Source organism: Amycolatopsis ponsaeliensis, assembly GCF_030182635.1.
Taxonomy (GTDB): domain Bacteria; phylum Actinomycetota; class Actinomycetes; order Mycobacteriales; family Pseudonocardiaceae; genus Amycolatopsis; species Amycolatopsis ponsaeliensis.
This window is the reverse complement of the sequence record NZ_JAPZLD010000009.1, coordinates 1-13,025: the sequence shown is the minus strand read 5'-3', so window position 1 is coordinate 13,025 and position 13,025 is coordinate 1. Positions and strand designations below refer to the sequence as shown.

At 71.5% G+C, this 13,025-nt stretch carries 15 protein-coding genes; 5 read left to right on the top strand and 10 right to left on the bottom strand.

Going from position 1 to position 13,025, the window contains the following annotated elements; all coding sequences use genetic code 11:
* Positions 1–7 precede the first annotated feature (7 nt).
* The 8 genes from QQ657_RS15150 to QQ657_RS15115 all read right to left on the bottom strand — a co-directional run bounded on the left by QQ657_RS15150 (position 8) and on the right by QQ657_RS15115 (position 5,523).
* Positions 8–256, bottom strand: a complete 249-nt coding sequence (locus QQ657_RS15150; RefSeq protein ID WP_284742771.1) for a hypothetical protein — start codon at positions 254–256, stop codon at positions 8–10.
* On the bottom strand, positions 253–594 hold the full coding sequence (locus tag QQ657_RS15145; protein ID WP_284742770.1) for an ArsR/SmtB family transcription factor: 342 nt from the start codon (positions 592–594) through the stop codon (positions 253–255). The genes QQ657_RS15150 and QQ657_RS15145 overlap by 4 nt, the downstream gene beginning before the upstream one ends.
* 55 nt (positions 595–649) lie before the next feature.
* Positions 650–1,387: a Long-chain-fatty-acid--CoA ligase gene (locus QQ657_RS15140; RefSeq protein ID WP_284742769.1), complete on the bottom strand. Its 738-nt coding sequence runs from the start codon at positions 1,385–1,387 to the stop codon at positions 650–652.
* A gap of 54 nt (positions 1,388–1,441) precedes the next feature.
* A complete protein-coding gene (locus QQ657_RS15135; RefSeq protein WP_284742768.1) occupies positions 1,442–2,161 on the bottom strand; it encodes a DUF2786 domain-containing protein in 720 nt (239 codons plus the stop codon).
* Between the two features lie 18 nt (positions 2,162–2,179).
* Complete coding sequence (locus tag QQ657_RS15130; RefSeq protein ID WP_284742767.1) at positions 2,180–2,860, bottom strand: response regulator; 681 nt, start codon at positions 2,858–2,860, stop codon at positions 2,180–2,182.
* On the bottom strand, positions 2,857–3,996 hold the full coding sequence (locus QQ657_RS15125) for a sensor histidine kinase (RefSeq protein WP_284742766.1): 1,140 nt from the start codon (positions 3,994–3,996) through the stop codon (positions 2,857–2,859). The genes QQ657_RS15130 and QQ657_RS15125 overlap by 4 nt, the downstream gene beginning before the upstream one ends.
* A 193-nt stretch (positions 3,997–4,189) precedes the next feature.
* On the bottom strand, positions 4,190–4,747 hold the full coding sequence (locus tag QQ657_RS15120) for a TetR/AcrR family transcriptional regulator (protein WP_284742765.1): 558 nt from the start codon (positions 4,745–4,747) through the stop codon (positions 4,190–4,192).
* A complete protein-coding gene (locus QQ657_RS15115; protein ID WP_284742764.1) occupies positions 4,726–5,523 on the bottom strand; it encodes an SGNH/GDSL hydrolase family protein in 798 nt (265 codons plus the stop codon). The genes QQ657_RS15120 and QQ657_RS15115 overlap by 22 nt, the downstream gene beginning before the upstream one ends.
* A 252-nt stretch (positions 5,524–5,775) precedes the next feature.
* Here QQ657_RS15115 and QQ657_RS15110 point away from each other — a divergent pair, with 252 nt between their 5' ends.
* Entirely contained in the window at positions 5,776–6,756 is a 981-nt protein-coding gene (locus QQ657_RS15110) for an NAD(P)H-dependent oxidoreductase (protein ID WP_284742763.1), read from the top strand.
* A 4-nt stretch (positions 6,757–6,760) separates the two neighbouring features.
* Here QQ657_RS15110 and QQ657_RS15105 read toward each other — a convergent pair whose 3' ends face one another.
* Positions 6,761–8,236 (bottom strand): helix-turn-helix domain-containing protein, encoded by a 1,476-nt coding sequence (locus tag QQ657_RS15105; protein ID WP_434056740.1) that lies wholly within the window; start codon positions 8,234–8,236, stop codon positions 6,761–6,763.
* A 111-nt stretch (positions 8,237–8,347) separates the two neighbouring features.
* On the opposite strand from QQ657_RS15105, the gene exaC reads away from it, so the two are divergent.
* Together exaC and QQ657_RS15095 are read left to right on the top strand one after the other, a co-directional pair.
* Entirely contained in the window at positions 8,348–9,871 is a 1,524-nt protein-coding gene (gene exaC / locus QQ657_RS15100) for an acetaldehyde dehydrogenase ExaC (protein WP_284742761.1), read from the top strand.
* Entirely contained in the window at positions 9,871–10,239 is a 369-nt protein-coding gene (locus QQ657_RS15095; protein ID WP_284742760.1) for a DUF779 domain-containing protein, read from the top strand. The genes exaC and QQ657_RS15095 overlap by 1 nt, the downstream gene beginning before the upstream one ends.
* Here QQ657_RS15095 and QQ657_RS15090 read toward each other — a convergent pair.
* A complete protein-coding gene (locus QQ657_RS15090) occupies positions 10,208–11,584 on the bottom strand; it encodes a M20 family metallopeptidase (protein ID WP_284742759.1) in 1,377 nt (458 codons plus the stop codon). The genes QQ657_RS15095 and QQ657_RS15090 overlap by 32 nt on opposite strands.
* 54 nt (positions 11,585–11,638) lie before the next feature.
* Between QQ657_RS15090 and QQ657_RS15085 the strand changes: the two genes are divergently transcribed.
* Positions 11,639–12,322: an MOSC domain-containing protein gene (locus tag QQ657_RS15085; protein WP_284742758.1), complete on the top strand. Its 684-nt coding sequence runs from the start codon at positions 11,639–11,641 to the stop codon at positions 12,320–12,322.
* Positions 12,312–12,902 carry a TetR/AcrR family transcriptional regulator gene (locus tag QQ657_RS15080; RefSeq protein WP_284742757.1) on the top strand — a complete coding sequence of 197 codons (591 nt, stop codon included), beginning with the start codon at positions 12,312–12,314 and terminating at the stop codon, positions 12,900–12,902. The genes QQ657_RS15085 and QQ657_RS15080 overlap by 11 nt, the downstream gene beginning before the upstream one ends.
* Positions 12,903–13,025 lie beyond the last annotated feature (123 nt).

Sequence of the window (13,025 nt, the reverse complement as noted above, 5' to 3'; positions counted from 1 at the left end):
CCTCAGGTCAGTCGACCTCCTTGAGCACGTGTTCGATGGACCGCAGGCGATCCTGGACGTCCCGCAGCTGCCGTTCGGTTTCTTCCTGTGTCCGCACGGCTTTCTCGGCGAGGCTCCGGTATTCGTCCTCGCGGGCGAGCGCGGCCTTCGCGCGCCACGTCGAGGCCAGCTGCACGATCGCGATCGACAGCACGACGGTGATCAGGACGAAGACCCCGGTCACGCCGATGATCTCCTGCCACTGGTGCCAATTCATGTCCGTCCCTCCTGGCCGTCCCCCTGGACGGATTCCGGTGTGGTCAGCGTCGGCACGGCGGCCGCGATGGTTTCGGGCGTCAGGACGACGGAAAACGGCGTGAGCTCGTAGAACCGCAGCGTCTTGCCGTCTTCGCCGACCTCGAAACTGGCCTCGACCAGGCCCGCGGCTTCGAGCTTGCGCAGGTGGACCTGCAGGAGCGCACGGCTGATCCGCAGCTCGCGCGCGAGCTTGCTGACGTAGGTGCGCTCGGCCCGCAGGGCGGCGACGATCCGCAGCCGGTGCGGGTTGCCGAGGGCACCCAGCTGCCGCAGGAGCTCGTCGCCCGTGGTCCACATGCCAACAAAAGTTAGCAGGTGGTGGGGCGAGGGGGTATCGGGGTGATCCCCGAGATCACATCGGGTGCTCCAGCCAGACGTTCGGCTCGACGTAGGTGGCCGTGTCGTGGGCCGTCGACGCGTACACCGGCGCGATGCCGCCCGGGACGAAGTTCTCGCCGTCCCGCAGTTTCACGCCGGTCCAGTCGCGCCAGTCGGCGAGCGAACCGGCCAGCGTCACCGCGAACGGGCACACCTTGACGACCCGCGCGCCGAGGCGTTCGTGGGTGCGCAGCCAGCGGTCGGCGAGCAGGCCGTCTTCGCGGCGGCGGGCCGCGTACTCCGGCATCGGGACCGCGGGCTCGGCCTCCTTGCCGATCGGGCGGACCGACACGATCAGCTTCCGCAGCCGGTCTTCCGCGGCGCGTGCCTTCAACGCTTTGAGCATCGGCGCGGACAGCCCGCTGCCGCGCAGGTGTGGCGCGATGACGACTTCCAACGCGCACAACGCGTTCGGCTCGCGGCCGTCCATGACGTCCTGGGCCGCCCACTCGATCGCCTGGTCCCAGCCGTGGTCCGGCAGTTCCGTGCGGTCGTGCGCCGGGAACGTCAGGGGAACCGACAGCGCCCGCGCCATCGGCACGCCGTCGTCGTCCAGCGCGATCAGGAAGTACCGCGCCCAGTGGCGCAGGAAGCGCTCACCGGTGATCATCCGGCCGCTCGCGCCCTGGTAGATGAACTGGCCGCCGACGTCGCCGAGGTTCAGGGCGGCGTCGAGCAGGTCGGGGCGCTCGGCAAGATCGACAACGCGCATGCGACCCAGTGAAGCGAAAAGATCACCGCCCGGACACCGGCATCCGGGCGACGCTCAGCGCAGGGCCTTCTGGCGGCGGGTCAAGGCGGACGGGTCGAGGTTGGCCCGCGTGCCGGCGTCGTGGCCGTCGAGGTAGCCGCTGCCGGACAGCCGGCGGGGTGCCGCCGAACGCAGGTCGCCGTACTCGGAGTCGAACGCGTGCTGCACCAGCTGGGCGCGGTCGCGGACCACCAGCTCCGCCGACCGCTCGCCGGGCGCCGCCGTGCGGACCGCTTCCTGCTCGGCGTGAGTCAGCCGCTCGTGCACCGCGCGGGCGAAGCCGTGCAGCCACGTGCGGCGGTAGGCGGCGAGCGACTCGCCGGGGAAGAAGCCGTCCGGGCGCACGCGTGTCAGCTGCGTGCTCGCCTGCAGCAGCAGGCTCGTGAACAGCAGCTCGACCCGGCCGAGGTCGGACCGGTAGCCGAACACCGTGACGCTCTCGACCTTCTGGCCGTAGCGGTGCAGCAGCGTCCGGCAGCGCAGCGGGTACGCGACCGACGTCAGCAGGCTCGCCTTGTCGCGGCTGTACGGGTCGTTCATCGGGATCTTCAGCGTGCCGATCTCGTCGGTGCTCGCGCCGGACGCGGCGAGCATCGCCTGGTCGATCCCGTAGCGCGCGACCAGCTCGGCGGCCTTCGTGTTGTAGGCCTCGGCCTCCGCCTCGGTCACCGCCGGGTCCTCGGCCTTGGCCAGCAGCTTGCGGATGCGCTCGAGCTGCGGGTCTGACTCGGTCATGGGAGGCAGGGTATTCGATCAGGTGTTCGGACGCGTGCACCGGGTGCGCGTGTCGCCCGGCCACACGAGACCGGTTTCGTACGCCACGACGACCGCCTGCGCCCGGCTCGAAATGCCCAGCTTCGCCATCAGCCGGTTGAGGTGCGTCTTCACCGTCGCCTCGCTGACGCGCAGCTCGGCCGCGATGTCGCCGTTCGTCGCGCCCGTGCCGACGGACCGCAGCACCTCCCGCTCGCGGTCGGTCAGCCCCGGCAGCTCCGGCTCGGCGGCAGGCCGCGTCGCGGTGAACGCCTCCACCAGCCGGCGGGTGATCGCCGGGCCGGACAGCATGTCGCCGCGGGCGGCCGCGTGGATGCCCGCGATCAGTGTCTCCGGCGGGCTGTCCTTGAGCAGGAAGCCCGACGCGCCCGCGCGCAACGCCGCGTAGACGTACTCGTCGAGGTCGAACACCGTCAGCATGAGCACGCTGGGCCGCGGCGGCGCCGACGCGAGGATCCGCTCGGTCGCCCGCACGCCGTCCAGCTCGGGCAGCCGGATGTCCATCAGGACGACGTCGGGACGCAGCGCCGCCGCCTTCGCGACGGCCTCGAGCCCGTCACGCGCTTCGCCGATGACGTCGATGCCCGGCACCGCGCCGAGCAACGCGGCGAACCCGGCGCGGACGAGGTCCTGGTCGTCGACCACCAGCACGCTGGTCACTCGGGCTCCTGCGGTTCGGGCGACGGGCGGCTCGGGTACGGCAGGGTCAGCACGACGGCGAACCCGGCCGGGTCACGGGGGCCGATGGTGATCACACCACCGTACATCCGGGCGCGTTCGCGCATGCCGACCAGCCCGTGCCCGCCCGGGTTCGGCACGACCGCGCGGCCACCCGCGTCGGTCACGCTGAGCACCAGCTCGGCCGGCCGGTAGTCGAGCAGCAGCGAAGCCGGGGAGCCGGCGTGCTTGAGCACGTTGGTCAGTGCCTCCTGCGCGACGCGGTACGCGCACAGCTGCTGGCCCGGCGGCAACGTCCGGGGCTCGCCGGTCACGCGCACGTCGACCGGGATCCCGGCGTCGCGGAGCCGCGCGGCGAGCGCGTCCAGGTCGGCGAGCCCGGGCTGCGGCCGGTACTCCGCCGGCGCGTGCTGCGGCGGGCGAAGGACGCTGAGGAGGCGTCGCAGCTCGTCGAGCGCTTCGGTCGTCGTGCCGGTGATCGTGTCCAGGGCCGTCCGCGCGGTGTCCGGCGCCGACTCGAAGACGTACCGCGCGAGGTTGGCCTGCACCGAGATCACCGAGAGGTGGTGCGAGACGACGTCGTGCAGCTCGTGCGCGATCCGGACGCGTTCCTCGGCGACGGCCTGCTCGGCTTCGTGCTCGGCGTCGCGCAGGCGGTGGCTGCGCACGTAGGCGGCACGCCCGATCGCCGCGACGCCGGTGGTGAGCAGCAGCGCCAGGAGCGAGTCGCCGACGGGGGAGACCGGGCTGCCGACCAGCATCGACGTCTCGTAGGCGGCCAGGCCGGGCACCGTCACGAGCAGCGCGTCGCGGAGCCGGCAGTGCGCCCACACCGTGTACGCGGCCACGACCACGCTGAGCTGGCCGAGCTGCGACCGGAAGCCGAGGCCGTAGAACAGGCCCATCAGGACGACGCACGCGATCAGCGCGGAGATCGGGAACCGGCGGCGCAGGGCCAGCGGCAGCGCGCTCACGACGGCGAGGACCAGGCCGAGCGGCCGCGCGTGGTCGCCGAAGTGCCCGCCGAGGTCGGTCGCGCCGACGAGCTGGTACGCCGCGACGACGAGCGCGAGCACGGCGTCGGCGAGCCGCGGCCGCGCGCGAAGGAGTCCCGGCACGCCTGCGAAGCTACCTGGTCAACCCGGCGCGGCAGGCGGAGCCCGTGGCGTACCGCGAAGGTTTACCCAGCACTGCGTCGCCGGTTGCTTCCGCTGCGTGGCCGCTCGTCGCTAACCTCACCCGGCTCGGTGGAGAGGGGGTCCCAACCCAAGGCAAGGGGGAGGGCTTTGGTGCGCTCTCTTCGCCGGGCTCCTATCCGAGGTACGCGTCGAGCGTGACGGCCAGCGCCGACTCCGGCGACGGCGCGAAGCTCGCGCCGGCCAATCCGCCCCACAGCCACAGCTGCGCGAGGCCGTGCAACGCGGCCCACAGCGACGCGGCGACCAGCCGCAGATCGGCGCCCGACCGCGCGATCCGCGTCGGCACGGCCGCCACCAGCACGGCGAAGGTGTCGAACACCGCGCTCGCCGCCGCCGAGAGCGCCGGGTCGTCCGCGTCGACCAGGTCGCGGCGGAACATCAGCTCGAACATCGCGGGGTTGGTCAGCGCGAAGTCGAGGTAGCTGTGGCACGCGGCGGTCAGCCGCTCTCGCGGCGAGGTCCCCGGCAGCGTCTCCCGGCGGGCGAGCAGGTCGGCGTACCCGCGCGTCGCCACGGCGGACAGCAGTTCGGCGCGGCCGGAGAAGTGCCGCAGCGGGGCGCCGTGCGAAACGCCGGCGGCCTTCGCGATCCCGCGCAGCGTCACCGCGTCGACGCCTTCGCCGGCCAGCAGCTCGGACGCGGTGTCGATCAGGCGTTGCCGGGTGCCCATGCCTCGTCCCGGGTCATGGGGAGCAGGTCCGGGCGCTTCGGGAAGAAGCCGTCGCCGGGCTGGCGGCCGATCAGCCGGTTGCGCGTGCGCGTCACGGCGACCGGCAGGACCTCGCGCAGCAGCCAGTGCGCGTCGGCGCGCCAGCCGCCCGCGGCCGCGACGCCGGGCAGGGGCTCGAGCCAGGCGGGGTCGTGGCTGACGCCGAGCCGGCCGAGGACGTACGCGGCGAGCCGGCGGTGGCCGTGGGCGGAGAGGTGCAGCCGGTCGGCGCCGAAGTACCGCGAGTCGGTGACGGCCTGGTCGGGCCACAGGTCGATGAGCAGCGCGCCGTAGCTGACGGCGGCCTCGCGGATGGCCTCGTTGAGCGCGACGATCCGCGGCCGCATGCGGTGTCCGAGCGGCATCCGGTGGGAGATGTCGCTGAGGGTGAAGGTGACGACGACGGGCGAGATCTCGGTGCAGGCCCGGATCGCGGCGTCGACCCGCCGGGCGACGGTCCGCGCGTCCCAGCCGCGGCTCATGACGTCGTTGCCGCCGCCGAAGAGCGCGACGAGATCGGGTTCGAGGCGCGTGGCGGCGGGGACCTGCTCGGGGACGATCTGGTCGAGCCGCCGCCCGCGGACGGCGAGGTTGGCGTAGCGGAAGCCGGGCTCGTCCTGAGCGAGGCGAGCCGCGACGAAGTCGGCCCAGCCCCGGTAGGCGCGCTGGTCCGGGTACGGGTCGTCGAGACCTTCGGCGCAGCTGTCGCCGAGGACGACGAAACGGTGGTGGCTCATCCCGATCTCCGTAACCTGCGGTTCACCTTGTAGACACTGTCTATCAAACTTCTGTAGACGCTGTCTACATCGGGCGCTTGAGTGGGATCGCCGTGCGGAGTGTCTTGAATGAGTCATTCAGGTCTTGGGAGGTCCTGAATGACTCATTCAAGACGTTTGCCGGGGCCACCTCGTCGGTCGGGCACTCGGGCGCCTGACATCTCACCGGCCGATTTCGTCGAACTGATCGGAACCGACGAACAGGGGAGAACGATGATCAAGATCGGAATCGTGCTGGGCAGCACCCGTCCCGGCCGCCGGGGTGAGCAGGTCGCGCGGTGGGTGCACGAGCGGGCCGCCGACCGGGCGGAGGTGGAGTTCGAGCTGATCGACCTGCTCGACCACCCGCTGCCGCCCTTGGCGGAGCCGCCGATGGCGAACCCGGGCCGCTTCCCGGACGAGCACACCGAGCGCTGGGCGGAAGCCGTCGGCGCGTGCGACGGGTTCGTCTTCGTCACGCCCGAGTACAACCACTCCGTCTCCGGCGCGCTCAAGACCGCCTTCGACCACCTCCACGCGGAGTGGGCCGGCAAGGCGGCCGGCTTCGTCTCCTACGGCAGTGCCGGGGGCGCCCGCGCCGTCGAGCAGCTGCGGCTGGTCTGCGGTGCGCTGCAGCTGGCCGACGTTTCCCCGCAGGTCACGTTGCCGCTCGCCACGGAGTTCGAGAACTTCACGGTCTTCAAGCCGGGCGAGTACCAGCTCGCCGCGCTCGACACGCTGCTGGACCACGTCGTCGCCTGGAGCACCGCCCTCGCGCCGTTGCGGACCGGGGATGCAGAAGCCGAGATCAGGGCCCAGATGGGCCTGATCATCGAAGGGCTGCGGGCCAAGGATCTCGAGGTCCTGAAGGGGATCTACGCCGAGGACGTCGTGTCGTTCGACGTCGAGCCGCCGCTGCAGCACGTCGGGCTCGACGCCAAGCTCGCGAACTGGGCCAAGGTGTTCACCTTCTTCGAAAAGGTGGACTACGAGCTCCGCGACCTGACCCTCACCGTGCGCGCCGATCTCGCCGTCGGGCACGGCTTCGGCCGGGTCAGCGGGATCCTGCGCGACGGGACGGCGGTCGACGGGATGTGGGTCCGGGCCACCTTCTGCTTCCGGAAGCTCGGCGGCGCCTGGAAGATCGTCCACGACCAGGCCTCGGTGCCGTTCGACATCGCGACCGGCCGGGGCGTGACCGACCTGCGGCCCTGACGCCTCAGGCGAGCCGGGCGCGGTGGGCCGAGACGGCGGCCCGCCGCGGGTCGGCCGCCGGGAGCGTCGTCAGCAGCGCGTCCAGCACCGCGAAGTCGTCGACCCCGCACGCCGTCTCCCAGAACGACCACAGCACGCCCGGGTCGTCGCTGTTCAACGCCACCTGGCGGACCTGGGCGGTGAGGGACTCGCGTTCTTCGCGGATCGCGGGCGCTTCCGACTCCGGGAGCAGCGGCCCGCGGAAGACGCGCAGGACCTCGGCCGGGGAACCGCCGCGCAACGCCGTTCGCGCGCGGGCGAAGTCCGCGTCGACGTCGGCCGCCAGGCGGTACGGGCGGGTCTGCACCACCTGCGCGCCCAGCTGGGAGCGCAGGCGGTGGATCTCCGCGCGGACCGTCACCGGGTTGCCCGTTTCGCCGTAGAGCTGCAGGGCCAGCCGTTCCGCGGAGAGGCCGTTCGGGTGCAGGGCCAGGAGTGTCAGGATTTCCGCGTGGCGCAACGTCAGCGGCACCTCGCGTCCGTCCACAGTGGTCGTCTGCGCGCCGTCGGAAAGGTATTCGAGCCGAAGCCGGGAGCGCTGGCTGCCGGCACTCGGAGAAGAGAGCCGGAGCAGGTAGCCCTCTTCCAGGGGCTCCACCGTGGCGAGGCGGCCGTCGGGCAGGGCGACCGTCCCGCCGCCGCGCCGGACGTCCACTGTGGACGGAAGTAGGCACGCCTGGGCCGCGAGCACCCGGCCGCCCGCCGAGAGCAGGGCGCCGGGCCGGCCGTGCAGGGCTTCCAGGTGCGGCATGTTGGCGCGCCGCAGGCGTTCCTCGCGGACCGCGAGGTGGGCGCGCAGCTGGCCTTCGGCGAGCTGCGCTGTCGCCGTGACCAGCGAAATCATCGCCGGGTGGACCGTCCGCAGCGGCCCGCTGACGTCGATCGAGCCGAGCAGCACGCCGGTCTCGGGGTCGCGCACGGGTGCCGCCGCGCACGTCCACGTGTGGTAGCGCCGGACCAGGTGTTCGGCCGAGTAGATCTGCACCGGCTCGCCGGTCGCGAGCGCCGTGCCCATGGCGTTCGTGCCGATCGCCGCTTCGCTCCAGCGAGTGCCCTCGACGAGGCCGACGCGGTCGCCGCGCAGCAGCTGGGCCGTTTCGCCCTCGCGCCAGAGGATCAGGCCGTCCGCGTCGGTCACGATCATCACGTGCTCGGCGTCGTCGGCGATGCTCACCAGCATCTGCCGCAGCACGGGCAGCACCGGCGCCAATGGATGGGCTTCCCGCAGCGACGAAAGATCCGCCGACGAGTACACGAACGGTGCCTCGCCCTCGTCCGGGTCGACGAGGGCCGCGAGCGAGCGGTTCCACGAGTCGGAGACGACCGAGCGTGGTGACCGGGGCCCGGGAACGCCCTGGAGCACCGCCTCGCGGACATGCTCCAGTAGCCGCGCGTACGACTCGGGGTCGCGCAGCAGCTCCGGTTCGGGCGCCTCTGCCACGTCCACCAGCGTAGATAGCCGGTCGGCGGCGGTGCAACGCTCGTGCAACGTCGCCCCGCTTACGTTCGCCGCCACCAGCACACCGTCACTCCGAGCAACGAGGCAGGGAAGATGGTCCAGTACGCCGCACCGAACACCGAAGGCAGCGTCGTCAGCTACGAGTCGCGCTACGACCACTACATCGGCGGCGAGTACGTGCCACCGGCCGGCGGGCAGTACTTCGAGAACCCGACCCCCGTCACCGGGAAGACCTTCTGCGAGATCGCCCGCGGCACCGCCGAAGACGTCGAGAAGGCGCTGGACGCCGCCCACGGCGCCGCGCCGGCCTGGGGCCGGACGTCGGTCGAGGAACGGGCGAACATCCTGCTGAAGATCGCCGACCGGATGGAACAGAACCTCGAGAAGATCGCGGTCGCCGAGGCGTGGGAGAACGGCAAGGCCGTCCGCGAGACGCTCGCCGCCGACATCCCGCTGGCCATCGACCACTTCCGCTACTTCGCCGGCGCGCTGCGCGCCCAGGAGGGCGGCATCTCGCAGATCGACGAGAACACCGTCGCCTACCACTTCCACGAGCCGCTCGGCGTGGTCGCGCAGATCATCCCGTGGAACTTCCCGATCCTGATGGCGGTCTGGAAGCTCGCCCCGGCGCTGGCCGCGGGCAACGCGATCGTGCTCAAGCCGGCCGAGCAGACACCGGCGTCGATCCACCTGCTGTTCTCGATCATCGGCGACCTGATCCCGCCGGGCGTGGTCAACATCGTCAACGGCTTCGGCGTCGAGGCCGGCAAGCCGCTGGCGTCCAGCAACCGCGTGCGGAAGGTCGCCTTCACCGGCGAGACCACCACCGGCCGGCTGATCCTGCAGTACGCCAGCGAAAACATCATCCCGGTGACCGTCGAGCTCGGCGGCAAGAGCCCGAACATCTTCTTCGACGACGTCGCCGCGCAGAACGACGACTTCTACAACAAGGCGCAGGAGGGCTTCGCGCTCTTCGCGCTGAACCAGGGCGAGGTCTGCACCTGCCCGTCGCGGGCGCTGGTCCAGTCGGGCATCTACGACCGGTTCCTCGGCGACGGCGTCGAGCGGGTCCGCCGGATCAAGCAGGGCAACCCGCTCGACACCGAGACGATGATCGGCGCCCAGGCGTCGAACGACCAGCTCGAGAAGATCCTGTCCTACATCGACATCGGCAAGCAGGAGGGCGCCGAGATCCTCACCGGTGGCGTGCGCAGCGACCTCGGCGGCGACCTGGCGGGCGGCTACTACGTCGAGCCGACGGTGTTCGCCGGTGACAACAAGATGCGCATCTTCCAGGAGGAGATCTTCGGCCCGGTCGTGTCCGTGGCGAAGTTCGACGACTACGCCGACGCGATCAAGATCGCGAACGACACGCTGTACGGCCTCGGCGCCGGCGTCTGGTCGCGGGACGGCAACACCGCCTACCGCGCCGGCCGCGACATCCAGGCGGGCCGCGTCTGGGTGAACAACTACCACGCCTACCCGGCGCACGCGGCCTTCGGCGGCTACAAGGCGTCCGGCATCGGCCGCGAGAACCACAAGATGATGCTGGACCACTACCAGCAGACGAAGAACATGCTCGTCTCCTACTCCGACCAGGCGCTCGGGTTCTTCTGATGACCGAGCGCGTCGATCTGACACCGGCCGCCGCGGACCTGCTGCGGCGGCTGGTGTCGCTCCACGGGCCGGTGATGTTCCACCAGTCCGGCGGGTGCTGCGACGGCAGTGCCCCGATGTGTTACCCGGAAGGCGAGTTCAAGACCGGCGTCTCGGACGTCCGGTTGGGAGACCTCGAGGTCGAGGGCATCGAGGACGTGCCGGTGTGGATGTCCGGTCCGCAGTTCGAGTACTGGAAGCACACCCACCTGACGATCGACGTCGTGCCCGGCCGGGGCAGCGGGTTTTCCTTGGAGGCGCCCGAAGGCGTGCGCTTCCTGATCCGCTCCCGGCTGCTCACCGACGAAGAGTCGGCGGCGCTGAACTGAAGGCGCCGAACAACGCCGTGGCGAGCACCAGCCCCTCCCGGGCGACCGGGGCGAGCAGGTGCTCGTCCGGCGCGTGCTGCAGGCAGCCGGGGTAGGAGTGCGGCAGCCACAGCGTCGCCAGTCCCAGGATGTCCGTGAAGACGTGGTTGGGCAGGCCGCCGCCGAAGTTGGGCAGGAGCGCGACGGGTCGGTCCGCGACCGCGTCCAAAGTGGACTTGGCCCAGCTGACCCACGGGTTGTCGACGGGTGTCCGGCTGGCGCGGAAACTGGCATCGGCGGTCACCTCGACCATCGAGAACCCTTGTGCGGCAAGGTGTTCGCGGATGGCCGGTGCGACGCCGTCGACGTCGGTGCCGGCCACGTATCGCAGCTGCAGCACCGCGCGGGCCCGGCCGGGGATCGCGTTGACCGGGCGGTCGGCGTCGGCCGCGCCGAGGGCGAGGACCTCCAGGGTGTTCCAGCCGTAGAGCCGTTCGGCGGGCGTCAGCCGTGGGTCGCCCCAGCTCTCGTCCAGTGCCGGGTCGCCCGGCGTGGTGCCGACGAGGACGTCGTTCAACGCGGCCCGCACGGTGTCCGGCAGCTCGGGCGGCAGCAGGGCCGGTACCTGGATGCGGCCGTGGCCGTCGACCAGGCTCGCGATCGCGCCGGTGAGCGTCGTCGCCGGGTTGCGCAGGATGCCGCCCCAGTTGCCGGAGTGGTAGGCGTCCGGGCGCAGGTCGGCTTCCAGGGTGATGCGGACGCCGCCGCGCGCGCCGAGGAACAGCGTCGGGGTGGCCGCGTCGAGGCGCGGGCCGTCGGAGGCGATGAGGACGTCGGCGCCGAGCAGCTCGCGTTGCTGCGACGCGAACTCGTCGAGGCCTGGTGAGCCGATCTCCTCGCCGGTCTCGAAGAGGAACTTGAGGTTGAAGCCGAGCTTCCCGCGTTCGGCCAGCAGCAGGCGCAACGCCGTGAGGTTGACCAGGTGCTGGCCCTTGTTGTCGGCGGTGCCGCGGCCGTACCAGCGGTCGCCGACGGCGGTCAGCGTCCACGGGTCGAGGCCGTCGCTCCACTGCCCGGCTTCCCCGACGACGTCGGCGTGGCCGTAGCAGAGCAGCGTCGGCAGCTCGGGTGACTCGGCGCGGACGCCGACCAGGAACGGGCCGCCCGCCGGGTCGGGGTTGGCGTGCTGGGTGACGTCGCAGCCGAGCGCGGTCAACGCGGGCGTCAGGACCTCGTCGAGGTAGGCCTGGATCGCGGCGCGGCCCTCGGGTGCGTCGCTCACCGTGGGGTAGGCGACCAGCCGGGCCAGTTCGGTGAAGAAGGCGCCGGAGTCGACGTGGGCGCGGGCCTGATCGAGCAGCTCCATGCTCGCCACCTTAGAGGTGGAAAACAATACGAACGGTCGTGCTATCTTCTGGGTATGGAGCTGGCGGGTGTGTACGTGGGCGAACCGAGTGTGCTCGGGTACCGGCGGGAGCGGCCGGTGCTGAGCGCGATCACGAAAGCGCCGGTCACGGTGCCGGAGCTGACCCTGACCGAGCTGAACCTCGACGGCGACCGGCAGGCCGACCTCACCGTGCACGGCGGGCCGGACAAAGCGGTCTACGTCTACCCGGCCGAGCACTACCCGGCCTGGGCCGCGGACGGCTTCGAGGCTTCGGCAGCCGACTTCGGGGAGAACATCTCGCTGACCGGGGTCACCGAGGACGACGTCCGGATCGGAGACGTCTGGGCCTGGGGTGACGCGCTCGTGCAGGTCTCCCAACCGCGGTCGCCGTGCTACAAGCTCGCCATGAAGACCGGCCGCAGGGACGTCGCCCCGCTGATGATCGACTCCCTGCGCTGCGGGTGGTACCTGCGCGTGCTGCGGCCGGGCACCGTGCCGACGGCCGGGGCGCTGGAGCTGGTCGAGCGCGCGGACGCGCCGACGATCGCCGAGGTGTACGTGGTCTCGTTCGCGAACTACGGTCAGCTGCCGCCGGAGAAGATCGAGGCGGCGCTGGACTTCGCCGACCGCGTCCTGGCGACGCCCGCGCTGGCGGAGCAGTGGAGCGCCGGCATCCAGTCCACTGTGGACCGCTGGCGGACGCGGCATGCCGGGTGACGGCCGGGTCGCCCGCGGCGACGCGACCCGGCGCGTGGTGCTGCGCCGGGCGGTGGACGTCGCGTCGGTCGACGGCCTCGAAGGCCTGTCGCTCGGCCGGCTGGCCACCGAGCTGGAGCTGAGCAAGAGCGGCGTGTTCGCGCTGTTCGGCTCCAAAGAAGAGCTGCAGCTCGCGACGGTCGAGGCCGCTTTGGGGATCTTCCGCTCGTACGTCGTGACGCCGTCTCTCGACGTCGCGCCGGGGCTGCCGCGGCTGCGGGCGGTCTGCGAGAGCTGGCTGGACTACTCGGAAAAGCGGGTTTTCCCGGGCGGCTGTTTCTTCTTCAACGTCGGCGCGGAGGTCGACGCCCGCCCGGGCCGGGTGCACGACGCGGTGGCGGCGGCGAGCGGCTCGTTCGCGGCCTTCATCCGTGAGACGGCGGTCGAAGCCGTCACTCTCGGCCATTTGGACGCGGACGCGGAAGTCCTGGCGTTCGAGCTGCACGCGCTGGGCCGCGCGGCCAACGCGGACGCGGTGCTCAACGGCGGCACCCACGCCTACGCCCTGGCTCGCCGCGCGATCGGCGCAAGACTGTCGTGAGTGAGAAACAGGGGTAACTAGTCAGGTGGTTGCGGGGCTGGTTGGAAGCCAGGGGTTTCCGGTGATGGCGTCGCGGAGTGCGGTGATGACGTTGAGGCCGTTCTTGCCGACGGTGGAGACGTA

Bases quoted from the DNA above. Each gene is read 5' to 3' on its own strand.
- QQ657_RS15150 (WP_284742771.1), bottom strand. From the start codon at position 256: ATGAATTGGCACCAGTGGCAGGAGATCATCGGCGTGACCGGGGTCTTC.
- QQ657_RS15145 (WP_284742770.1), bottom strand. From the start codon at position 594: ATGTGGACCACGGGCGACGAGCTCCTGCGGCAGCTGGGTGCCCTCGGC.
- QQ657_RS15140 (WP_284742769.1), bottom strand. From the start codon at position 1,387: ATGCGCGTTGTCGATCTTGCCGAGCGCCCCGACCTGCTCGACGCCGCC.
- QQ657_RS15135 (WP_284742768.1), bottom strand. From the start codon at position 2,161: ATGACCGAGTCAGACCCGCAGCTCGAGCGCATCCGCAAGCTGCTGGCC.
- QQ657_RS15120 (WP_284742765.1), bottom strand. From the start codon at position 4,747: ATGGGCACCCGGCAACGCCTGATCGACACCGCGTCCGAGCTGCTGGCC.
- QQ657_RS15115 (WP_284742764.1), bottom strand. From the start codon at position 5,523: ATGAGCCACCACCGTTTCGTCGTCCTCGGCGACAGCTGCGCCGAAGGT.
- QQ657_RS15110 (WP_284742763.1), top strand. From the start codon at position 5,776: ATGATCAAGATCGGAATCGTGCTGGGCAGCACCCGTCCCGGCCGCCGG.
- exaC (WP_284742761.1), top strand. From the start codon at position 8,348: ATGGTCCAGTACGCCGCACCGAACACCGAAGGCAGCGTCGTCAGCTAC.
- QQ657_RS15095 (WP_284742760.1), top strand. From the start codon at position 9,871: ATGACCGAGCGCGTCGATCTGACACCGGCCGCCGCGGACCTGCTGCGG.
- QQ657_RS15090 (WP_284742759.1), bottom strand. From the start codon at position 11,584: ATGGAGCTGCTCGATCAGGCCCGCGCCCACGTCGACTCCGGCGCCTTC.
- QQ657_RS15085 (WP_284742758.1), top strand. From the start codon at position 11,639: ATGGAGCTGGCGGGTGTGTACGTGGGCGAACCGAGTGTGCTCGGGTAC.
- QQ657_RS15080 (WP_284742757.1), top strand. From the start codon at position 12,312: ATGCCGGGTGACGGCCGGGTCGCCCGCGGCGACGCGACCCGGCGCGTG.